Annotated in this window: 20 protein-coding genes; 1 reads left to right on the forward strand and 19 read right to left on the reverse strand. The window is 36.2% G+C overall.

Going from position 1 to position 21,844, the window contains the following annotated elements; all coding sequences use genetic code 11:
* Positions 1-138: 138 nt before the first annotated feature.
* The 13 genes from ACTQ5K_RS06650 to ACTQ5K_RS06710 all read right to left on the reverse strand — a co-directional run bounded on the left by ACTQ5K_RS06650 (position 139) and on the right by ACTQ5K_RS06710 (position 14,456).
* Positions 139-921 carry a serine hydrolase gene (locus tag ACTQ5K_RS06650; protein ID WP_235248441.1) on the reverse strand — a complete coding sequence of 261 codons (783 nt, stop codon included), beginning with the start codon at positions 919-921 and terminating at the stop codon, positions 139-141.
* A gap of 11 nt (positions 922-932) precedes the next feature.
* Complete coding sequence (locus tag ACTQ5K_RS06655; RefSeq protein ID WP_031534985.1) at positions 933-1,892, reverse strand: ABC transporter ATP-binding protein; 960 nt, start codon at positions 1,890-1,892, stop codon at positions 933-935.
* A gap of 12 nt (positions 1,893-1,904) precedes the next feature.
* Entirely contained in the window at positions 1,905-2,822 is a 918-nt protein-coding gene (locus tag ACTQ5K_RS06660; RefSeq protein WP_109767895.1) for a C40 family peptidase, read from the reverse strand.
* Positions 2,819-3,919 (reverse strand): mandelate racemase/muconate lactonizing enzyme family protein, encoded by a 1,101-nt coding sequence (locus ACTQ5K_RS06665; protein ID WP_109767894.1) that lies wholly within the window; start codon positions 3,917-3,919, stop codon positions 2,819-2,821. The genes ACTQ5K_RS06660 and ACTQ5K_RS06665 overlap by 4 nt, the downstream gene beginning before the upstream one ends.
* 87 nt (positions 3,920-4,006) lie before the next feature.
* Positions 4,007-4,936, reverse strand: a complete 930-nt coding sequence (locus ACTQ5K_RS06670) for an LD-carboxypeptidase (RefSeq protein ID WP_396953870.1) — start codon at positions 4,934-4,936, stop codon at positions 4,007-4,009.
* Positions 4,937-5,010: 74 nt separating this feature from the next.
* The gene (locus ACTQ5K_RS06675; protein ID WP_251627861.1) at positions 5,011-6,624 is read right to left on the reverse strand and encodes a peptide ABC transporter substrate-binding protein; all 1,614 of its coding nucleotides are present in this window, start codon (positions 6,622-6,624) and stop codon (positions 5,011-5,013) included.
* Positions 6,625-6,733: 109 nt separating this feature from the next.
* Entirely contained in the window at positions 6,734-7,726 is a 993-nt protein-coding gene (locus ACTQ5K_RS06680; protein WP_109767892.1) for an ABC transporter ATP-binding protein, read from the reverse strand.
* Complete coding sequence (locus tag ACTQ5K_RS06685) at positions 7,726-8,688, reverse strand: ABC transporter permease (RefSeq protein WP_031534996.1); 963 nt, start codon at positions 8,686-8,688, stop codon at positions 7,726-7,728. Before ACTQ5K_RS06685 ends, ACTQ5K_RS06680 begins: the two co-directional genes overlap by 1 nt.
* A 2-nt stretch (positions 8,689-8,690) precedes the next feature.
* Complete coding sequence (locus ACTQ5K_RS06690; RefSeq protein WP_031534998.1) at positions 8,691-9,620, reverse strand: ABC transporter permease; 930 nt, start codon at positions 9,618-9,620, stop codon at positions 8,691-8,693.
* 13 nt (positions 9,621-9,633) lie between these two features.
* Positions 9,634-10,446: a M55 family metallopeptidase gene (locus ACTQ5K_RS06695; RefSeq protein WP_031535000.1), complete on the reverse strand. Its 813-nt coding sequence runs from the start codon at positions 10,444-10,446 to the stop codon at positions 9,634-9,636.
* Positions 10,447-10,584: 138 nt separating this feature from the next.
* A complete protein-coding gene (locus ACTQ5K_RS06700; protein WP_031535002.1) occupies positions 10,585-10,908 on the reverse strand; it encodes a DUF3870 domain-containing protein in 324 nt (107 codons plus the stop codon).
* 350 nt (positions 10,909-11,258) lie between these two features.
* Entirely contained in the window at positions 11,259-12,917 is a 1,659-nt protein-coding gene (locus tag ACTQ5K_RS06705) for a histidine kinase N-terminal 7TM domain-containing diguanylate cyclase (protein WP_251627863.1), read from the reverse strand.
* A 150-nt stretch (positions 12,918-13,067) separates the two neighbouring features.
* Entirely contained in the window at positions 13,068-14,456 is a 1,389-nt protein-coding gene (locus tag ACTQ5K_RS06710; RefSeq protein ID WP_251627864.1) for a protoporphyrinogen oxidase, read from the reverse strand.
* Positions 14,457-14,760: 304 nt separating this feature from the next.
* Between ACTQ5K_RS06710 and ACTQ5K_RS06715 the strand changes: the two genes are divergently transcribed.
* On the forward strand, positions 14,761-15,183 hold the full coding sequence (locus ACTQ5K_RS06715; RefSeq protein ID WP_235248452.1) for an Rrf2 family transcriptional regulator: 423 nt from the start codon (positions 14,761-14,763) through the stop codon (positions 15,181-15,183).
* Between the two features lie 356 nt (positions 15,184-15,539).
* On the opposite strand, the gene tuaH is transcribed toward ACTQ5K_RS06715, so the two are convergent.
* From tuaH to tuaC, 6 genes are read right to left on the reverse strand one after another with little or no spacing between them, the layout of a single operon-like run.
* Positions 15,540-16,733: a teichuronic acid biosynthesis protein TuaH gene (gene tuaH, locus ACTQ5K_RS06720; protein ID WP_235248454.1), complete on the reverse strand. Its 1,194-nt coding sequence runs from the start codon at positions 16,731-16,733 to the stop codon at positions 15,540-15,542.
* Positions 16,734-16,752: 19 nt separating this feature from the next.
* Complete coding sequence (gene tuaG / locus ACTQ5K_RS06725; RefSeq protein ID WP_441993791.1) at positions 16,753-17,502, reverse strand: teichuronic acid biosynthesis protein TuaG; 750 nt, start codon at positions 17,500-17,502, stop codon at positions 16,753-16,755.
* Positions 17,503-17,509: 7 nt separating this feature from the next.
* Positions 17,510-18,184, reverse strand: coding sequence for a hypothetical protein (locus tag ACTQ5K_RS06730; protein WP_441993792.1), 675 nt, complete (start codon positions 18,182-18,184; stop codon positions 17,510-17,512).
* Positions 18,185-18,213: 29 nt separating this feature from the next.
* A complete protein-coding gene (locus ACTQ5K_RS06735; RefSeq protein ID WP_441993793.1) occupies positions 18,214-19,653 on the reverse strand; it encodes an O-antigen ligase family protein in 1,440 nt (479 codons plus the stop codon).
* Between the two features lie 30 nt (positions 19,654-19,683).
* Complete coding sequence (locus tag ACTQ5K_RS06740) at positions 19,684-20,613, reverse strand: NAD-dependent epimerase/dehydratase family protein (protein ID WP_441993794.1); 930 nt, start codon at positions 20,611-20,613, stop codon at positions 19,684-19,686.
* The gene (gene tuaC, locus ACTQ5K_RS06745) at positions 20,610-21,839 is read right to left on the reverse strand and encodes a teichuronic acid biosynthesis protein TuaC (protein WP_109767889.1); all 1,230 of its coding nucleotides are present in this window, start codon (positions 21,837-21,839) and stop codon (positions 20,610-20,612) included. Before tuaC ends, ACTQ5K_RS06740 begins: the two co-directional genes overlap by 4 nt.
* Positions 21,840-21,844: the final 5 nt, after the last annotated feature.

Consider the following 21,844-nt stretch of genomic DNA (forward strand, 5'->3'; position numbering starts at 1 on the left):
ACTAAATGATAATGATTTTCATTATTTATTATAATTTGAACAAAGCTTTCATTCAAGACTATTTAAACAAATTTAACAAGATTTATTTCTTGTAGCTTTAGATGATTTCATTCATACAAAAAAGCCTGCTTAACAAGTTCAGACTTTTTTGTCGGATATACATTCAAAAATACTGGCCCCAATTAATTGGATGATCTCTTTTCCTTTTTGATTAGTTGGTAATTGATCTGTTAAAACCGCAACATAGATAATTTCATCCTCGTACTCGATAATAGCACAATCGTGTTCGACCTTATCTAACTCTCCTGTTTTATTGGCAATCCTAATAGAGCGATTCTCTCCAAGATAATAGGGCAGTTTATCAAGAAGTTGCTGATTGCTTAGGATTCTCTTAGCACTTTGATTCTTATCGTTCTGAATAGCCTTTAAACACCGAATAATGTCTAGAGGGGAAGTATAGTTATCCAATTTTCTTTCTCTTGCTTGTTGATCCATCATTTTTCGTTGAAGAACTGTATTGGACATTCCAAGCTGTTGGCATCTGCTATTAATACTTTCCAGTCCAAGTCGTTCAATCAAATAGTTGGTTGCCATATTATCTGAAACAATAATCATCGAAGTAAGTAAATCACCGATTGATAAATAGCTTTGTGGGGAGATGTATTGAACGATACCCGCTCCTCCTGCTTTCCGAATATTATCAACTCTTATTAACTCGTCCAACTCTAAGGTTCCACTTAGGCTTTGCATAAATCCTTCTATCATAATTGGTAATTTAATTAGACTAGCACTTGGAAAGACATCCCTTTCGTTTAGAAAAAAAAATTGTCCCTTCCACTCAATAGCTATCCCTAAATGACCTTGTCCCCTATGCTCCTGTGCAATTTTGTTTATACTTTTGCTTAATCTCTCTATATCCATTCTGCTATCTCCTAATAAAGATGACATGCTACAAAATGACCATTTTCTCGTTGCTGCCAAGTTGGCTTATCATTGGCACAAATATCCATTGCATGAGGACAGCGCGTTCGAAAAACACAACCACTTGGTGGGTTTACCGGACTTGGTATCTCCCCTTTTAAGATGATTCGTTCCCTTTTGTCTTCTATATCAGGATCTGGAATCGGAATAGCAGAAAGGAGCGCCTGTGTATATGGATGAAGTGGATTCGAATACAACTCTTTACTATCTGTTAATTCTACTAAATTCCCTAAATACATGACGCCAATTCGATCACTAATTTGCTTTACCATCGATAAATCATGGGCTATAAATAGATAGGTTAATTGTTTTTCTCTTTGTAATCGTTTTAATAGATTTACTACTTGAGCTTGAACAGAAACATCTAATGCAGAAATCGGCTCGTCAGCAATAATAAATTCAGGCTCTAACGCCAAAGCTCTTGCTATGCCAATTCTTTGTCTTTGCCCCCCACTAAATTCATGTGGAAATCGATTACCATGTTCTCTATTTAGACCAACACTTTCCAATAACTCATCTATCCTTGCATTTTTTTCTTCCTTTGTATGATACACTCCATGAATTTCCAAAGGTTCTGCCAAAATCTCTCGCACAGTAGAACGAGGATTTAACGAAGCATAAGGGTCCTGAAAAATCATTTGCATTTTGCGACGAAACGAAAAAGTATCCTTTTCAGAAATGTTCTCCATATTGGTATCATTATACAGAATCTGTCCATTTGAAGCTTTATACAGTCCAATAATCGTCCTACCCAATGTCGATTTTCCACAGCCTGATTCACCAACAATGCCAAATGTTTCTCCTTTTTTAATTTGAAAGGAGACATTTGATACAGCTTGTAATGTCGTATTTTTTTCTAATTCAAAATATTTTGATAGATTATCTACCTTCAATAGAACTTGCTGTGCCATATCATTCTCTCCTTATTCCCAATATCTTCTTGCTATACATAATTCTTTTTCATAGTTTGTATTTTTTAAAGGAATAATTTCGATTGTTTTTCCTGTCTTAGGAGAATGAAGCAATTTATTTTCTCCATAATAGATACCTACATGGTGAATCTTTCCTTTCCCTTCCTCGTAAGCAAAAAATAATAAATCTCCTGGCTCTATTTCATCTAAAGGAACATTTTTCCCTGCCTCTGCCTGCTCACTTGCATCTCTTGGTATCACATAACCATTTGCTAAACACATGGAGTAACTGAAACCTGAGCAATCATAACCATAAGAACTCATGCCACCCCATAAATAATCAAGACCCAAAAATCGTTCTCCTTGCTTTACTATATCCTTCCCCGTTCCTTTACGGACATCTTGAGAGGAGGAATAACTGGATACATCCTCCGCTTTAATCCACCCTTCTCCAGTAGGTGTAGTCACTTGTACCCATTCCCCTTCTTGATTTTTTAGTGGAAGCCTCGTTTGGAAGGCTAATTGCAATACAGCATCTTTATTGACATCACATAAATCTGTTGTAGATGCTTCAATAACTGCAATCGGTCCACTTTGTAAAGAGTAAATCCCTTTTTCTACTAATTGTTTTTTCGGTATCCACCCCGGATAACCTAGCTGATTTTTTTTAGTCGCTTGATTGGGCAATGCAACAAACATCCAGTCCTCTTTTTCTGCCAAGACATATACCTCTTGGCCATACAATACTTGTGATTGTACTAAGTTCCCGGTACAAAGCTCCAGTCCTTTTTCATAATCAAGGCTATCTATCCAGTTCTTCATATCACATGGATTATCAATTGCCATACAATCAATTTCCCTTGCCGAGTCTTCACTTGTCCAAAGGGTAGCAACAGGAACATCCACTATTTTCACATCATATTTACTCATCCCACATTCTCCTTTTCTTGTCCAAGAATATGATTTATTCCTAAGCCAAATTGATCAGATAGAGTGATGCTTCTTCCGTTATATTGAATACCTCCACCCACTATATCCTCAGCCAACATCAGTGGTGCATCAAAATCATAACGAGTTATATTCTTTTTACTTGCTGCAAAATGTGCAGCTGCCGTAATTCCTAATTTCGTTTCAATCATACTTCCGACCATACATTCTACTCCAGAGACTTCAGCCAGATGGTTAATAATCTGAGCTCGGTAGATCCCTCCCGATTTCATTAATTTAATATTAATCAAATCAGCACTACGTGTTTTTAGCACCTCAAAGGCTTGATTCGGAGTAAATACAGCTTCATCAGCCATAATTAAAGTATCTACTGAATCGGTTACTTTCTTCAGTCCTTGTATATCCGCTGCTTTAACCGGCTGCTCAACTAATTCGATGTTTAGTCCTAAATCCTCCATTTTTCGTATTGCTGTTACTGCTTCTTTCGGGCTCCAGCCTTGATTAGCATCCAATCTTAATTTAATTTCCTTCCCTACTCTTCGTCTAATTTCTATCATTCTATTAATATCCGTTTGAATTTCATCTTTTCCAACTTTAATCTTTAATACAGTAAACCCTTGCTTAACATAGCTTGCTGCGTCTTCTCCCATTTCAATCGGATCATTAACACTTACTGTATAATCTGTTTCCAATGTATTATTATATCCACCTAATAATTGATAAAGCGGCAGTTTACAATATTGAGAAAAACAATCATAAAGCGCCATATCAATTGCTGCTTTTGCACTTACATTTCCTACAAGTATTTGATGGATTCCTTGAAGTAATAATTCGAGTTGCAAAACACTTTTACTCAATAAATATGGTTTGAACACTTCATGAATAGACGCTTCAATGCTTTTCAGGCTGTCTCCAGTTATCACTAAAGTCGGTGGTGCTTCTCCCCAACCAACAATTCCGTTTTCACATGTAATTTTTACATATACAGAATCTGCAATAGTTACGGTTCGTAATGCAGTCTTAAAAGGCTTGATTAACGGAACTGCGACACGGAATGTTTCAATTCTTGTTATCTTCACTATGTACCATCCTTATTAAAAAAATTCTAGTTTTATGGTGTTAATTAATTATTGACTCGTTCTAAAACTTTCAATCTCCTTCTATCGTTATTCCACCCCACTATCAATCATTAATACTTTCTCATTCGTGTTTATTTCCGCATTCACACCTAGCGGGATTGACACTTGAGGAGAGCAATGTCCTATTTTAAATCCCTTCATCGCTGGTTTCCCAGCTTTTTGAATGTAGTGATCCATCACTTCTTCTAATGCAAGTGATTTATCTCTTTTAGAATGACATTGATGGAAGTCACCGATAACGATTCCGGCAGCATCGGTTAGCTTCCCAGCTTGCAGTAATTGATTAAGCATCCGATCTACAGAGCGCGGTTCTTCATTTATATCTTCTATCAATAAGATATTCGATTTTGTATTTATTTCAAAAGGAGTACCAATTGAACTTGTGATAAGGGAAAGATTTCCTCCTGTTATCCTTCCAGATGCCTTCCCTTCCACTAAAACCTCTAGCGGTGAGTATTCTTCGGTATATAGCATTTCCTTTGGTTCAAATAATTGTTGGAATAGGTCTTTCGATAAAGGATGACAGTCTTCCTTCCCAATATCAGAAGAAAGCATTGGACCATGAAAAGTAACCAATCCAGTGCTATTAGAGATAGCTGTATGCAAAAAAGTTATATCACTATAACCCCAAAATATTTTTGGATTTTGAGAAATTATTGAATAGTTAATCTTACTTGCCAACCTTGCTGTTCCATATCCTCCACATGCACAGAAAATTCCTTTTACTTCTTTATCTAAAAATGCATTTTCTAAATCTATTAATCTAAATTCATCTTCTCCTGCTAAATAACCGTAATGGTCGTAAACATGTTGTCCAACTTTAACTTTTAAACCTAATTCCTCTTCCAGATAGCTAATACCTTCCCTTAAAAAGTTGGGCGATGGCGGACTTGCTGGGGCGATTACTGCAACAGTATCTCCTTTTTTTAAACGTTCCGGCTTTATCACTTTTTTAATCCCTTTCTCGTTTCGTTTTTTGAATGCTTTAAGGAAAAAAGGGATGCCTTCCGTTCATCCCTTCTCCCCTCCATTTATTTTTTATCTGCCCATTTTAACTCAAGATATCCAACTGGATGACGAACAATTCCCGTCACACTATCATTTTGTAAATACACATAGTTATAGAAATGAATTGGGAAAATTGGTGCCTCATCAAGCAATAACTTTTCTGCTTTATACATTAATTCATAACGTGTTGCTTCATCAGATTCACTCTTAGCATCTTTAATTAATTGATCATATTCAGCATTTGACCAACCCGTTCTATTCATTGCTAAACCTGTTTGGAAGTTTTCCAAAAAGTTAATTGGATCACCATAGTCTGCTAGGAAGGAACTTCTGGATAATTGCAGCTTCAATGCTGTTTGTTCTTGAGTAAAGACACTTGATTCCATATTTGCAAGCTTTACATCTACCCCAAGATTATCCTTAAACATTGCTTGTAGAGCTTCCGCTATTGCCTTATGTGTATCATTTGTGCTATAGGTGAGCGTCACTTCTGGTAATGTTTTATAGCCTTCTTCCTTCATTCCTTGTTCAAGTAATTTCTTTGCTTCTTCTACATCTGTTTTTATTAAATCTCCACTCGTTTCACGAAAATCATTTCCGTTATTGTCCAAGTATCCATAAGAAACAAAACCATATGCAGGTTTCTCCTGATTTTTTGTTACATAATCGACAATTTGCTGTTGATCAACTGCTAAAGCAAAGGCTTTACGGATATTTTTATTTGTGAAAGGTTCTTTTGTTACATTAAATCGATAGAAGTATGTTCCTGCCTGGTCTTCTACTTTTACTTTTCCTTCATTAAATAATTGCTCACTTAATTCTGCTGGAACATCAGAAGTATCCAATTCTCCATTTTGGAACATTTGATATTCAGTATTAGAATCATCTACCATTGCCCAATGTATTTTATTAAGTTTAACCGTATCAGCATCCCAATACGTTTCGTTTTTCTCCATTTCAAAATAGCTGTCATGCTCCCATCTTGTTAATTTAAACGGACCATTTCCTACAAATGAATCTGCCTCTGAAAACCATTCTGGATTCTCCGTTGCTACCTTTTCATTAATCGGGAAAAAGGCAGGATTGGTGATGACATTTAAGAAATAGGCCTGTGGGCTTGTTAACATAACCTCAAACGTCTTTTCATCAATCGCTTTAACTTTTACATCATCCGCTGAGCCCTCTCCGTTTGCATATGCTTCTCCTCCCTCAATGAAATAACCAAGAAAGGCAGCTGGCGATTTCGTATCTGGATTTAACAATCGCTTCCATGCAAATTCAAAATCCCCAGCAGTAACCGGATCTCCATTAGACCAATTTGCATTCTCCCTTAAGTGGAAAGTATATACTTTCCCATCTTCTGATACATCCCAATTTTCAGCAATGGCAGCTTGAGGCTCATGGTTGTTATCCAATCGGGTTAAGCCCTCCATTAAATTATTTAAAGCTGTCCAGGAAACACTATCAAAACCAATCGGCGGATCGAAAGAACTAGGCTCTTGTCCATTATTTAAATATAATATCTTTTCTTTCGTCTCCCCAGATGACTCTTCCTTCCCTGCATCACTATTTGCTGTACATGCAGCAAGAGAAAAAATTACAACCATAGCCAAAAAACTTATCCATATCTTTTTCATCGTATTCCCCCCACATCGTTTTCATCTAGCAATCTATAAAATGACTTTTCCTTAAAGTCAAAAAATAGCATAAACTTACACTGCTAAAAAACAGTTTCTTTTTACATCATTAGATTGTGTGCAATATGCGTTTTGCTCGCTCATCCTGGAGCCAGCAGTTGATTTGATGGTGATTGTTCAAATTACTTTCTAATGGATACACCCGCTTGCAAACTTCCATAGCATAGGGGCATCTAGCAGTAAAAGAACATCCTTCTGGCGGTGAAAATAAGTCTGGTGGTGTTCCGTCTATCGGTACTAGTTCTCCTTCTTGGTCCAATCTAGGTACAGAGTTTAATAGACCTCTTGTATAAGGATGCTGGGGAGAATAGAAAATGTCTCGTCTATTACCCATCTCCACTATTTTTCCAGCATACATAACTGCCACACGGTCAGCTACTTGTGCAACTACGCCTAAATCATGTGTAATTAAAATGATCGATACATCTCTTTTTTGCTGAATCTCTCTAAATAGGTCCAAAATCTGCGCTTGAATGGTTACATCTAAAGCAGTTGTCGGCTCATCTGCAATCAAAATCTCTGGCTCGCAAATCAATGCCATCGCGATAACAATTCTCTGTCTCATCCCTCCACTAAATTGATGGGGATATTGTTTTAATCGCATTTCTGGATTAGGGATTCCAACTAATTCAAGCATTTCAATAGCTTTACTCTTTGCTTCCACTTTTGAGATTTGCTTATGCTGCTTAATCCCTTCCATAATCTGATCACCAATTGTTAACGTAGGATTTAAGGCAGTCATTGGATCTTGAAAGATCATGGAGATAGAAGAACCTCGAATTCCTCTCATTTCTTCCTCTCTCAACTTTGTTAAATCTTTCCCTTTATATAAAATAGAACCATCCTTGATTTTTCCCGGCGGACTGGGGATTAATCGCATAATCGTTTGGGAAGTTACACTTTTTCCACAACCAGATTCGCCGACAATTGCTAATGTTTCCCCTTTTTTTAATGAAAAATTCACTCCTCTGACAGCTTGTACCTCTCCTCCATATGAAGCGAAAGAAACATGTAAATTATTAACTTCTAACAGACTCCCCATTATTTCCCACCCCTTAACTTTGGATCTAATGCATCCTGGAGTCCATCACCCAACACATTAAAAGCAAACATCGTAAGTGAAATAAATAATGTTGGGAAAAATAGTCTCCACCAATGACCTGTTAAAATAGCAGATAGTCCTTCATCTGCCATTACCCCCCAACTTGTTAAAGGAGCTTGAATACCAAGCCCTAAAAAGCTTAAGAATGCTTCCGCAAATATCGCGGAAGGAACGGTTAAAGTCATCTGAACAATAATTGGCCCCATAGTATTGGGAAGTAAGTTTTTTCTAATTATTCTGTAAGTTTTTGCTCCAAACGTTTTCGATGCTAAGATAAACTCATAGTTTTTTATTTGCAGAACTTGCCCTCTTACGATACGCGCCATCCCAACCCATCCTGTAATAGATAGTGCGATAATAATGGAACCTAATCCTGGCCCCATCACTACAGACATTAAAATAACAATTAATAGATAAGGTAGTCCATATAATACTTCTACTATTCTCATCAAGATATGATCTACCCTGCCACCCTTGTACCCCGATAGACCTCCATAAGCTACCCCTATCAAAAAATCAATGACAGCAGCAGCAATCCCAACAAATATCGATATTCTTGCTCCATACCAAGTTCTAGAAAACACATCTCTGCCTAAACTATCTGTCCCAAACCAATATTCAGAAGATGGTGGCTGATTTTGATTAATTAGTTTTTGCTCTGAGATCGAATGGGGAGAAAGAATCGGTCCTATAATAGCCATGATAATTAGTAGAATTAAGAAAATTAATGCTCCCAACGCTAATTTATTCTTCCCAAGATTTCGCCATGCTTCCTGCCAATAGGATAGACTTGGTCGAACAACCGCTTCTGCTTCTCCTTTCTTTTTCTCTATTGGCACAAACCATTCGTCAAGAGCAATATCTTCCTTCTCTTCGTACAATGTTTCCTGAGGTAAACCCATTGCTATCCCTCCTTCTTCTGAAGTTTTATTCGAGGATCCAATATGCCATATGCTAAATCAACGAGGAATAGCATGATAATCAAAATGGTACTGTAAAAAATAGTAGTTCCCATAATGACAGGGTAATCACGGTTATTGATACTATCTACAAAGTATTTTCCCATACCAGGTATCGCAAATATTTTTTCAATCACGAATGTTCCTGTTAAAATACTAGCTGCTAAAGCACCTAATAATGTCACAACTGGCAAAAGAGCATTGCGCAGTGCGTGTTTTACAATGATTTTGAATGGAGATAGCCCCTTCGCCTTTGCCGTTTTTATATAATCCTGTGTTAACACCTCTAGCATGCTTGTTCTTGTTAATCGCGCAATAATGGCAGTTGGACTTGTCGCAAGTGCAATCGTCGGTAAAATCATATGCTTCCAGCTTGACCAAGTTGCTGTCGGGAGTATCTTCCAATTTACAGCAAACTGTTGAATAAGCATGGTTGCTAAAACAAAGTTAGGAATGGATATGCCTATTACTGCTATTGTCATCGCTATATAGTCAATGACCCCGTTATGTTTAAGGGAAGCAATTACCCCAAGTGTTATCCCCGAAATGACAGCAACTACTAAGGCAACCATACCGAGCTCAAAGGAAACAGGAAATCCTCTTCCAATCATTTCATTCACTGTTTGAGATGATTTTTTTATCGAAATGCCAAAATCAAAGGTAGCGATTTGTTTTAAATACATTCCATATTGGACAATTAGAGGTTTATCTAGATGATATTGCTCCTCTAAGTTTTTCTGAATAGCCTCATTTGTCGTTCTTTCATCATTAAATGGAGAACCTGGTGTGAAATGCATTAAGAAGAAAGTAATCGTAATAATAACCCATAGAGTTACGAGCATCGAGACAAACCGCTTTATATAATAAGATTTCATCACTCCTCACCACCTAACAAAATGTTGTTCTCATCGCAAGTTCAGTCATAACTAGCATGGCTTGATAAGCTTCTAAAATGCTTTTTGCTTGAAACCGAACTATTGTAGTACCTGGTTCTATTTCGGTTCCTGGCATTAGATGGGCCCATTCTGCTTGTCCATAATTAGCAAACTCAATTCGGAGTAAAGGACTTGTTGGTGGTACTAGCGGCTTTATTAAATGTTTTCTTTCTAGTGCTTCCTTTGTCTTTTCCTTCAATAATTCTCCTGCCTGAGCCGGTGTTAAGCTCAAAGCTGCTGATCTTGAAATACTATTTTTCACAATTGCTGTTGTTACATTGGGAATAAGCTTCTCTGCTTCTTTTGCAGCTTGATCATCCCCTGCAACAAGAAGAATGGGGACTCCATAATACCCTGCGACATAGGCATTAAACCCTAATTCGCCAACTACCACATCATCTATGTACATATTACGAACTCCAAAGATCATGCTATGTGTCATAACACCAGGAACGGAAGCTCGTGCATGATAGCCAACAAAGATTGCCCCATCATATGTAGCATCAAGGCCCTGTACCATTGAGTACGGCTTGACATCTCCTGTTATTATCTTTGTTTTCGGATGAAATCTTTCTACCAATAAATTATTCATTTTACTATGACTATCATTCACAACTACTTCTTCTACGCCCTGGTCAAACAAGCTTGTTACAACATAGTTCGCCTCATCCGTCATTAGAATCCGGCTTCTTTCGTAATTTAACTTAGTTGAATCAACCTGTGTGTGATCAATTAATCCTGTTATTCCTTCCATATCAACAGACATATAAATTTTCCCCAATAGAAAAACCTCCCCTATTTTCTTATTAGCCCTCTTTATTCGTACAAAATAAAAAATCCAGCCAATAGAGAAATAAAGTCTCTATCAACTGGATTTCCTCTGCGTATAACAGAAAAAGCAGTTTTATACCAATTCTTTTAATAGTTGTTTATATTTAATATGGGCATTCTTAAAAGCAACCATAACTGCCTTTTGAGAAGATCCAAAATAACGACTTTCTACTTCCTTTAAGACAGTGTCTGTATCTAACATCGATTTTCCAACAACGATAGACTTAATAAAGGAAGAGGTAATATTAATAGTTGAAGAACATTCAGCATCCACAATTGTATGCGAAACTCTATCCACAACCAATGCGATAAAAAAACCATTGTATTGCTGCATAATTGCATTATTAGAGGATGTTTTACTTTCTCCAATAATATAAACGGTATTAGCATGATACATGTGATACTCCTCCTACAAACATCTGGATATTGCATGAGATATCTATGAGAAAATCATAAACATTCGAAGCAATGCATATGTCTTAAGAAAAGCGCGGTTGCCTTGATTGGCAAAAGACTACTAACATACTTTTCTTCCTATCATTTCACAAAATAGTTAGAATCTTTTCTGACTATAAAAGATAGATTTAGATTATATAAAAAATTGTAATACACCACCCTTTTTTACGCAATATATTTTTAAGTATTTTCTAAATATTTTAACAAATAACGTAAGAAAAGATGACATAAGTAGTAATTTTATATTAAACACACGTCCTACAAGTAGAAATATGTGCCCTAAACCTTCTATTATCCGTATTTTCCTGCAATTATCTCAGAAGATAATTTAATATATTCTCCATCCATTGCGACACAAACAGTATTTCTCCCTTCTTTTTTGGAAGCATATAGTGCTTCATCTGCTTCCTTAATCAAAAGGGGAAGTGCTGTACAATTTTCCTTTAACGCAACACCAAAGCTTGCAGTAATATTAATCACTATATCATCATAATGGAAGGGAGTTTCTGCAATTAATCTTCTCAACTTACTAGAAATGGTACTGGCTGCTTCTGCTTCTTTCCCAAATAAAAAGAGAATAAACTCTTCTCCACCGTATCTGCCGAATACGCCACTTTCTGGTATAACATTTCTACTTAAAGATGCAACATGCTTCAGCCCTTCATCTCCTCCAAAATGACCATATGTATCATTTATTTTCTTAAAATGGTCAATATCAAACAAAACAACAGCCATCTTTTCATGTGAGGCAAACATCTTTTCAGCTATAGATAGAACATACGCCCGATTATATATTTGCGTTAATCCATCCGTGTATGCCAGTTTCGTTAAATTCATCTGTTCCATTTTTTGCTCGGTAATATTAGTAAAAATAATAGTAGTGCCAACAATCGTCGACTCCCCTCTTTTTATTGGGGATATCTTTGCTTGATAATATTCTTTTATAGAATTATTACTCATCTCTACTTCCAGTATTATTGATTCTGTATGGACATTTTTCAATAAGGGAAGGATTTGATTATCCACTCCTAATACAGCTGCTATATGCTCCCCTATTTTTACATGTGAAAATATAGGAAAGGCTGCCTTATTAAAATCTTTAATGTGATAGGTTTGATCTAATACAAGAACAGCATCTCCCATGCTTTCAAATATATAATCCTTTTCGATGGGCGGAACCAATAAAAACTTTGTGGATATGATGGAGTATAAATAAAGAGAACTAGAAAATAGCATGGCAACTGGAACAGGATCAAGACCACCAGGAGTAATTCCTATTAAATACGAAAAAGCAGCAGCAATCGGAACAAAGACTCCTATTAACAGAATGATCACTTGTTTCGTTTGTCTAGATTTCTTTCTAAACCAATAGATTGCTAGTAATACAAAAGCAATCGCAAGCGTACCGAATGTGTATGCTCCATGTATTAAATACCATTGCCCTATTGTGATTTGCATAATAGGAGTTGCATTGCGATATTCTAAATAGACAGATTGGTAGAATAAATGGTGAAAATCATTTGTCGCAAGTAGTAAAAAGGATATCGCCGGTATTAAATAATAGAAAAAATACGTCTTTTTATTCAAATGTCGATCATAGCCAATATACTGCAAAACAAGAATTAAGGTAGCAGGTGCTGAAAACGGCATCCCTAAATACTGAATGGCTGTCCAAAACTTCATTCCTTCTATCGTTGTACTCGCAAGACTTAATGCATATCCAAATGCATAAATAGCTATAAAACATGAAAACCATAAAAAGGTCCTCATTCCCTCAAACGCATGTCTATTCATATAGGCAATAATTCCTAATATGACATGCAATGCACCAGACATTGTTATGAAAACAATATATATCATTACTGTATGATCCATTAAATTTACTCCTGTAGTACCGTGATCATCTGTCTCATTTTCATTTTGGGCCCTCAATTCTTTATATTCTTTCATTCTATTATAATTCTTGTTAAAAGTTGATACTAGATAAGAACAAAAAAAACTCTATTTTGCTATTAATGAAAGTATAATAACCACCAGATTTATAGGTTACACAGAAAAAAACAGAACCTTTCCATCGTGAAACAGCTCTGCTTTTTTTGGCTATTCTATTGAATTTAATAATTTCACCGCTATTTCTTCCCCATTTGCCATACATGCAGCAATCCCTACCCCGAAGTATGAACATCCTGCAAGATACACATTTGGATATAAGTCAGCTAAGTTTTGAGTAAGTGCTTCTACCGCTTGCTTATGATCTAAAGAGTAAACCGGCATCGCATTATCCCACTTTGTCACTTCATAGCTTTTTGGATTCGAGGTAATTCCTAAACTCTTCTCAATATCCTTTTTTGCCTCTTTTATCAGCTCTTCTTCTGTCAGACTATTCAATCGTGCAAAGGCCGGATTCGTTTTTTTATAAAAAAGCCGCAATAATAGCTGATTATTCTTTGATGTATGTTTCCACTTTCTGCTTGTCCACGTACATGCATTACAAACAATATCACTATCTTCTGCAACAATAAATCCCGTTCCGTCTTTAGGCAGCTCTTCATCTGGTATATCATAGGATAAATACAAGGTAATATTCGATGAATTCTTTAATTTGCCGAATATCGTGTTTAACTCTTCCTTGTTCAAAATTCTTTGCGTTATATCTTGAGGTGTCGATAACACTACAGTATCCACTATTTGCTGTTCCCCATTTGATAACTTAATTTCATATTGATCATCTATTTTTTTCATGCCAGTAACTGCAATTCCCTTTAAAATCGTTACATCTGTTAGTACTTCTTCCAATCGATTAATAATAGTAGATAACCCTTTTTTAAAAGAGATAAATTTCTTATCCGCAGCAGACTGAAATGTTTCTTTATTCCTTCCAAGGCCACGGATAATGCTCCCATACTTTTCTTTATAATCCAATAGATAAGGTAAGGTAGATCCCATTGTTAACGAATAAATATTACCTGAATATACACCTGCAAGAACTGGTGCAATCTGTTTTTCCACAATTTCTTTTCCGAGATAATACTCTAAAAACTCACCAATAGACGATTCTTTCGTAAAGCATATATTTGTTCGAAAAAGATCCTTTAAAGCCTCTATCTTCCCTCGCGTAGATAGAAGCTCACTTGTAAAAAGTGCTTCTAGCGTCATCGGAATGCCGAATATAGAATCCTTAGGAATTTCTAACAACTTATTTTGAGTATGAATATAGGATGTTCCTGTTGCATTAAAAACAAGTTCCTCTTCTAAGTTCAGTTCCTTTACATAGGGGAGAACATTTTTATTCCGCGCGACAATAGAATCCGCTCCAGTTTCCATAATAAAATCATCTTTTTTTACGGTATGAATTTTCCCACCAAGATATTCATTTGATTCTACTAGCACTAAACGGAGCCCTAAGTTTCTTTTCCTGTTTTGTTTTTGTAAATAATACATGGCAGTTAACCCCGTTATTCCACCACCAACGACTAAAACTGTTTTCACAATTCCTACACCTCATTTACTAATGACAATATCTAAAAACTTGTTTTCTCTACGATTTCTTAGCTGTTTTTATTATAAAACAGGTTTACCATTTTCTTTCTATTTATCAACATATTTTTTGTGTCTATTTGTTCACAATTTAGCAGAAATTTAACTGCATATGGTAGTAAAATCCATTGTATAATAATGTTAACCACGAAATGTAAGCGCTTATTGAAAGAATCACTATTCTTTTTTTACAACGCAACAATTATAACGTATTCCTGATGAATGACAAAAAATTTGATCGGTGGTGTCTATCTATATGGCTAACAGTCGACTATCTGTTGCTATCCATATCCTATCTTTAATTGCCTCGAAACCTTATGAACAAATAACCTCTGATTCTATTGCAGAAAGTGTTAATACAAACCCTGTAGTGATAAGAAGAATGTGTGGTCTTTTGAAAAAAGGTGGAATATTAACGAGTAGAGCAGGAATTTCAGGGGCTATTCTATTAAAATCTCCTGCTGACATCTCTCTTTTGGACATTTATTTAGCTGTTCAATCAAAAAGTGAATGGTTTGCCCTACACGATCACCCAAATCACGATTGTCCAATCGGCTGTAAAATTTATCCTACACTAGAGAAGACTTTTTCTACTATCCAGAAATCAATGGAAAAGGAATTAACACAAATTACCTTACTGGATGTAATGGAAGAAATGGATTTATACAGTAAGATATAACATCAATTGAATATTTTAAAATAGAACACAAAGAAGAGGCTGGGACATAAGTATTTCAACTAAAAATAAACACGAACTTTTATATACTTAATATACATAAAAATTCGTGTTTATCAGTTGGAAAAAAGTTTAAAAACGAAGTGAAATGGAGCGGAGGACGCTCGACTCCTGCGGGAAATAGAGACGCTTTAGACCCCACACAGCGCATGCGAGGAGGCTCAGCTTCCTCCCCAGCGCATCGTGCGTCTGTAACGCAATGGAACGACTTAGTTTTTACGCATAATTTTATTTGAAAACATAGATAACCATCATGAGAAAGTAGCTTTATTTAAGACTACATTAGAAATTGTTCGTCTTTAAAGATTAGTTATTTTGTTTTGTCCCAGACTCTCTCTATCTTTATTTATATGAATGATTTCTTGGAAAATCGTCTCCCAATCTTTTGTCTTAGCAAGTTGCTTTCTTCTTTTTTCCCACTCTTGATTTCTAGCTATGTTCATCATCTTGTCACATGCTTGAATAAATGTATCCACTTCCAGCCCACTCTGCAGAAGTTCATAAACACCTTCTTCTACATATTCCTTTGTTGAGGGGAGGTTCATCCCTATCACTGGCTTTCCAGCAGCAAGAAACTCAAACAGCTTTAATGGAAAAATAGCTTTATTGTATTGGGTATCCTTATATGGCATTATCCCTATGTCTAGTGTATGCATATATTCCGAAACCTGCTCTCTCGGTACACTTCCAGCCCAATGAACATTTGACTCCTCCAATAATTGCATAAATTCTTGGCTAGAATTAGTGCCATCAGGCCCCACCAATAATATCCGCCAATCCTTCCTTCTTTGTGCTATTTGCTGAATAAGATTAAAATCAAGCTTTGGCTTGATTCCTCCAATATACCCAATCGTTAGTTGCTCTTTCTCTATTAGAGGAACATTTTTCGCCTGTTTTTGAAAAAGCCCATATTCCACACCATTTTCAAACGTGTAAATTTTGTTGTGATAGACAGGCATTCGGTTGATTATTTCCTCTTTTAAAAAACTAGAAGTACAAGTAATATAACTCGCTTTCTCTACAATTCTTTGTTCACTTTTCAAAATGACTCTTTGTTTTAAATAGGCAAGAATAGAAAATTTTCCACTTAACTGTTCTGCCCATAGATCACTACAATCATAAACGATCTGATCCCAATCATATATCTTATAGAGGGTCGGCAATGCTGGGTAAGTATACCATAATTTCACCAAGTACCGCCCTTTCTTCTCTGCTAAATAGTTGCTCAAGCTGCGAAGTTTCTTTTGATAAAAACAGGGAATAAATCGAGCGAATCGTTGTATTTTATGATTTCCCAAATCACCAATTATCCATTGATAAATGCCATTTTCTAATTTCGTTACTTCCGGCATTTGCTTTTGCCCTGGACAAAGCCAAATTACTTCCTCTGTATCCTGCTGTTTTTGTAGGAACTCTGCAAATCGATGTCTACGGTATGTTAAATGATCTAGATTCCAAATACCAGTCGCCACAATAACATGGATTGTTCTCATTTTAATATCTCCTTACCTTTTACAGTCTTTTCCGGATAGCATTATAGGCATAATGAGAAAAATACCAAGACGACTGCAAGAAATTCAACTGCTCTATTTGGCGATACACATGCCAATTATTTTTTGCTGCCTTCCATTTGTTTTTGGAGATAGATTCATTTCCCACCCTGTATTCTGCTAGTATTTCATTTAAGCCAAACGCACGGAATCCTCTTTTTAAAATCATTAGCCAGGTTGCCAAGTCTTGCCGAGTGCGGATATTAGGCATACGGAAATCTCCCACTTGGTCACGATCAATTAGTACAGTAAGGCAACCGACAATTGTATTTTTTAGCATCGTTTGATAGTCAACTCGCTTAGGAGCACGAATATATTTATTTAAATACTCTCCTTTTTGATCAATCCACTCATAGGCAGTAAAGGTAAAAGCATATTTGTTATCCATCATATAAGCTAACTGTGCTTCAAGCTTGTCTTTTTTCCATCTATCATCACTGTCTAAAAAAGCGATGTATCTTCCACGGGCATGAGCTAGTGCTATGTTTCTGGCAACAGCAGCTCCTTCATTCACCGTCTGGTAAAAAATACGAATGCGTCCATCTGCCTTTTCCCATTCCTTTAATAAATCGACCGTTCCGTCCGTTGAATGATCATCAACAATTAATAGTTCCCAATCCGTGTAAGTTTGTTCTCTGACTGATTCGATGCTATAAGATATATATTCTTTACAATTATATGAAGGCATAATAATGGATACAGATGGAGCCATTCTACATTCACCTCTTTAAATCCGTTTCAGATTTTATAAACACCGGATAGATTATCCATAAACAACTGAGCATGATTCCAATCATAGCTCCTACAAGCGCCCGATCTTGTTGAGAAACTACTCTGTTATCTGCCTTAATTGCCATAACATCCTTCACTAGCATCGCTGGCTGAAGTGTTAACTGTTTCGTTTTTAGCTCGTATAAAAATCGCTCTTGATCTACTACCAAGTCTTCTGAAACGGTCTTTTCCTGAAGCTGATTAATGCTTTCTGAGATAATTTCATCCTTTTCTTTGTAATATCGCTGATCCATTTCTAAAAAAGCTGTTACTAATTCTGATAATGAATCCAATGCTTCTCGTTCATTTATTGCAGTCAAAGCAAAGCTTATTTTTTTCGGTGCATCGGTAGAAATACGGAGTTGCTCTCTATCAATCTCAACATCTGGTAAATATTCTTTAAAAGTCGTTTCATTTCTTAATAAGGACGCGATTACTTCACTATTGTTCAAATACTCATTTTCATAATTTCCAAGTAAAATCGTTGCCTCTGCTTTTACATCTGTAATTTCTTTCCCTGCTGGTGCAAACCATCCAATTGCTCCGAGAAGGAGGCTTAATAATAATAAGGGCAAAATGTATCTTTTCACTCTGGCTGTAAAAAGTGATAAACCGAACTTCACGAACGAACTCTCCCTTTCCGCTATGAAAGTTAAGATTCTAGCTTTTTATTTTTATAAACAGATAATGTAGATAAAATAAACCCTAGAAACACCCAATGGAAATATAAATTCATCACTGAACTTGGACTAATACTAGAAATGAGGAAAGAGACCATTCCAATCATGGATGCTTCTAACAGCATTTTATCTGTACTGCTGTTAGTTCTTTGATAGATTCGATAGAACCCTATAAATGCATAGATCCACATAAATAAATAACCAAGTAGAATAACTAAACCAAAATTCCCTGCAATTTCTGCAAACCAATTATGCACTTGATAGACGTTTCCAGTTGGAAAGTAGCTTTCATGCTCCAAATAATAAGGGATATTCCCCGCCCCGATACCAAATCCATATGAATCTAGTAAATAATAGAAGGTGTTCCTTAAAAGATTGATTCTTGCCAGGTTTGATGGCAGCACTTCATCGAATCCATATTCTCCTGCTGAGTCCATAAGTAAATGAACTTTGGCAATCCCTCTGTTTGCAAACAAGAGACTCCCTAATACAAATAATCCAAAAAGAGTTAGCAGCATTAACTTTTTCCACCTTTTCGGTATCAATAAGAATAGATAGACTAACCCTCCTCCTACTACCGCAAGCATGGCAGCACGTGATTCCGTTAAATATAGAAGCATAAGGACCATTACACTTAGAAGAAATGTTGATCCTTTCAGCATGGTTCTTTTAGCATTTTTTGCTACAGCTAAGAAAAAGAAAAAGGAAATTCCCAGATAAACAGCAAAATCATTCTGGTTAAAAAAAACAGCTGTAGGGTAGGTTAGTTTATGAACAGAAGCTCCATACAGCCCTGAACTTGGCAATTGAATTGCGAAAAAATAATTCACAAAGCCTATTCCAACTAATACAACAGTCATTCCAAGCCAGCCCGCCAAAAAGAACTTCAATTGCAGTCTTGTTTTAAATGTCATACTTGCTAAATAAACGAATGCTATCCCCATCATCAATAAGGACAGATATTTAATGGATGCCATAATCGAGAGGGACCAAAGAACAGATAAAATTCCATAAAGTAACCACCCACCAAAAAATAACCATATATAGGACAGACCACTACGATTAAAGTCCACCGTCAGCCTTTTATTGTATAAAGCAGTGCACACGTACATAATAATTGCCAATAATAGCAATATTCTGTACAAAAAAAGAGAAAAGGCACCAACATTTACACTAATGACGGACTGGTTAAGAAAGGTAGAGAGCAGCAAGGCATACATAACCTTTCGGAATAATTGGTCAAGTGTCATGACTGATTTTAAATAAACGCCTAATTGTATAGAAATCCATATGCTTACAATAGGAAGTATCCAGGTTAATTTATACATCGTTGTCACATATAAAACGGTAAGACAACCGATAAATAAGACTGTAAATCCTATTGTTTTGCTTCCTGTACGATTATTTCCCAACTTCTACAATCCTTCCTCCCTATTCTACGCTTACTTTTGTAAAACTTTTTTTGATGAGAAAAGGGTTTCTCTCAATCCATTTTCTAAATTGGTTCGAGGCATCCATTCCAATTGTGCCATTGTCTCCTCATTACAAAGAACGCTATGTAAAATATCTCCAGCTCTTTCTGCTTTATATATTGGATTAAAGGAAAAACCGCTAATTTTCCCCATCTTTTCCCAAAGCTGATTGATAGAAATTCGATTATTTGAGGAAATATTTAAACAAACATTTTCTTGTTGCTTTAATGCCAGTACATTTGCATATGCTACATCTTTTACAAAGATAAAGTCTCGAGTCTGTTCTCCAGAACCGTAAATGATCGGGGTCTCATTTTCAAGAATACGATCAGCAAAAATAGAAATAACTCCGCCTTCTCCTTTGCCATCCTGCCTTGGTCCAAAAACATTGCTATATCTTAGAATCCCATAGGATAAGCCATAAAATTTATGTGCTAGCTTTAGATATTTTTCGACAGTTAATTTAGTCAATCCGTAAGGTGATTCTGGTAAGGTTGGATGATCTATCGTAACAGGAAGCGCCATAGGGTTTCCGTATACAGCTGCAGAGGAAGCAAATAATATTTTCTCCACAGAGGCACGAATAGCTGCTTGAATCACATGCAAAGATCCTTTTACATTTACATTTTCATCATGCAATATATCATGAACCGATTCTGCCACACTTACTTGGGCAGCCTGGTGAATAATAAAGGAAGGATGTAAGTCGACAATAACATCGATTACTCTTGGATCGGTTATATCAAAGGGACAAATTTTAACAGGCAAATCTTTAATATGATCAAACTTCCCTGATGAAAAATTATCGATAACGACTACTTCATATCCTTCTTCTAATAGAGCTTCTACAATATGTGATCCAATAAAACCTGCTCCACCTGTAACTAGAACCTTGGTCATTTTGCTTCCTCCCAAATGTGATTTATTTCATAAGTAGAATTTGTCGACTTATTTGTTAATCCTTCATATTTCTCTATTAGTTTTTTAGCATTATCAACTACAGAGTAATTTGCATGGACGTGCCTGGATAATTCTTCTATTACCTCTTCATAGAAAATTGGATTAGCCATTAACTCTTTTACTCTTGTTACGATATCTTGTACCGATTTAGGTTGGATTAATAGATTAGAATATTTACCAAATAAATCTGGTATCCCACCTACATTCGTACAAATAATTGGGATTTTTAAAGCCATCGCCTCTATTACAACGGTTGGCACCCCCTCCGAATAGGACGGTAAAATAAAAATATCGCTTGCAAGTATATATTCTCGCACTTTATCATTAGGAATTTGCCCCACTAAAAACAATCGTTCATTGTACATTTCCTGCCTTTGTAGCCTTTTCTTTTCCGGTCCATCGCCCACATAAACAACTACATATTCTGCTGGAAGAAAAGGCAATGCGTTTGCTAATTCAAAAATCCCCTTTTCTTTCACCAGGCGTCCAATATACAGAATGATTTTTTTACTCTTCGGTAATGTTAACTCCCCTTTACGCTTTGCTTTCCATATCGAGGCGTCCGTTATCTTGAATGTCGTTAAATCAATCCCTATTGGCAACGGGGTACATTCCCTACCTGTTTTTCGCTCTGCTGCTATCGCAAGGTGCTTCCCTACGGCGATTACTTCATCTGCAGATTTAACCGTTTTTTGAAAAATCCGTTCTGCGCTTCGACTGAAAGAAGGATAAATATGAACATCACTTCCATGCAGTGTTAAAAGCCATGGCTTCTGACATTCAGCAGCAATTATTCTGGCAGCACCTCCAGAGGGCATTGCAAAATGAGCATGGATAAAATCGAAATGGAGATTTTCTTTCTTCAAGGTGTTAAGAATACTTCTTGCAATCCGTTTGTCCGGCTGAAACCAGCGAAGTTGACCCGGAGTTGCTCTATACACTGGTCTGTATACCTTCACGCCATTCCGCTTTTCTAAATAGGGGAGATTCTTTTTTCGATACTTTTTCTTCCATACTCTAATAATGGATGTATTTAAGGGAATAGGATTAATAACCGTTACTTCTACTCCTAAAGAAGTTAGTGCTCTTACCTGTGTTTCATGAAACACTCCAATTCCAGGGTTCTCCTCACTTGGGTAAACACTGGTTATCCACAATACCTTCATGATAC

It is taken from the genome of Niallia sp. Sow4_A1 (assembly GCF_052116745.1).
In the GTDB taxonomy this organism is placed as follows: domain Bacteria; phylum Bacillota; class Bacilli; order Bacillales; family Cytobacillaceae; genus Niallia; species Niallia hominis.

Coding starts and splice junctions, on each gene's coding strand:
- tuaG (WP_441993791.1), bottom strand. CDS start 17,502: ATGGCTCCATCTGTATCCATTATTATGCCTTCATATAATTGTAAAGAA.
- ACTQ5K_RS06690 (WP_031534998.1), bottom strand. CDS start 9,620: ATGAAATCTTATTATATAAAGCGGTTTGTCTCGATGCTCGTAACTCTA.
- ACTQ5K_RS06705 (WP_251627863.1), bottom strand. CDS start 12,917: ATGAAAGAATATAAAGAATTGAGGGCCCAAAATGAAAATGAGACAGAT.
- ACTQ5K_RS06695 (WP_031535000.1), bottom strand. CDS start 10,446: ATGTCTGTTGATATGGAAGGAATAACAGGATTAATTGATCACACACAG.
- ACTQ5K_RS06650 (WP_235248441.1), bottom strand. CDS start 921: ATGGATATAGAGAGATTAAGCAAAAGTATAAACAAAATTGCACAGGAG.
- ACTQ5K_RS06660 (WP_109767895.1), bottom strand. CDS start 2,822: ATGAGTAAATATGATGTGAAAATAGTGGATGTTCCTGTTGCTACCCTT.
- ACTQ5K_RS06700 (WP_031535002.1), bottom strand. CDS start 10,908: ATGTATCATGCTAATACCGTTTATATTATTGGAGAAAGTAAAACATCC.
- tuaC (WP_109767889.1), bottom strand. CDS start 21,839: ATGAAGGTATTGTGGATAACCAGTGTTTACCCAAGTGAGGAGAACCCT.
- ACTQ5K_RS06715 (WP_235248452.1), top strand. CDS start 14,761: ATGGCTAACAGTCGACTATCTGTTGCTATCCATATCCTATCTTTAATT.
- ACTQ5K_RS06655 (WP_031534985.1), bottom strand. CDS start 1,892: ATGGCACAGCAAGTTCTATTGAAGGTAGATAATCTATCAAAATATTTT.
- ACTQ5K_RS06740 (WP_441993794.1), bottom strand. CDS start 20,613: ATGACCAAGGTTCTAGTTACAGGTGGAGCAGGTTTTATTGGATCACAT.
- tuaH (WP_235248454.1), bottom strand. CDS start 16,733: ATGAGAACAATCCATGTTATTGTGGCGACTGGTATTTGGAATCTAGAT.
- ACTQ5K_RS06685 (WP_031534996.1), bottom strand. CDS start 8,688: ATGGGTTTACCTCAGGAAACATTGTACGAAGAGAAGGAAGATATTGCT.
- ACTQ5K_RS06680 (WP_109767892.1), bottom strand. CDS start 7,726: ATGGGGAGTCTGTTAGAAGTTAATAATTTACATGTTTCTTTCGCTTCA.
- ACTQ5K_RS06675 (WP_251627861.1), bottom strand. CDS start 6,624: ATGAAAAAGATATGGATAAGTTTTTTGGCTATGGTTGTAATTTTTTCT.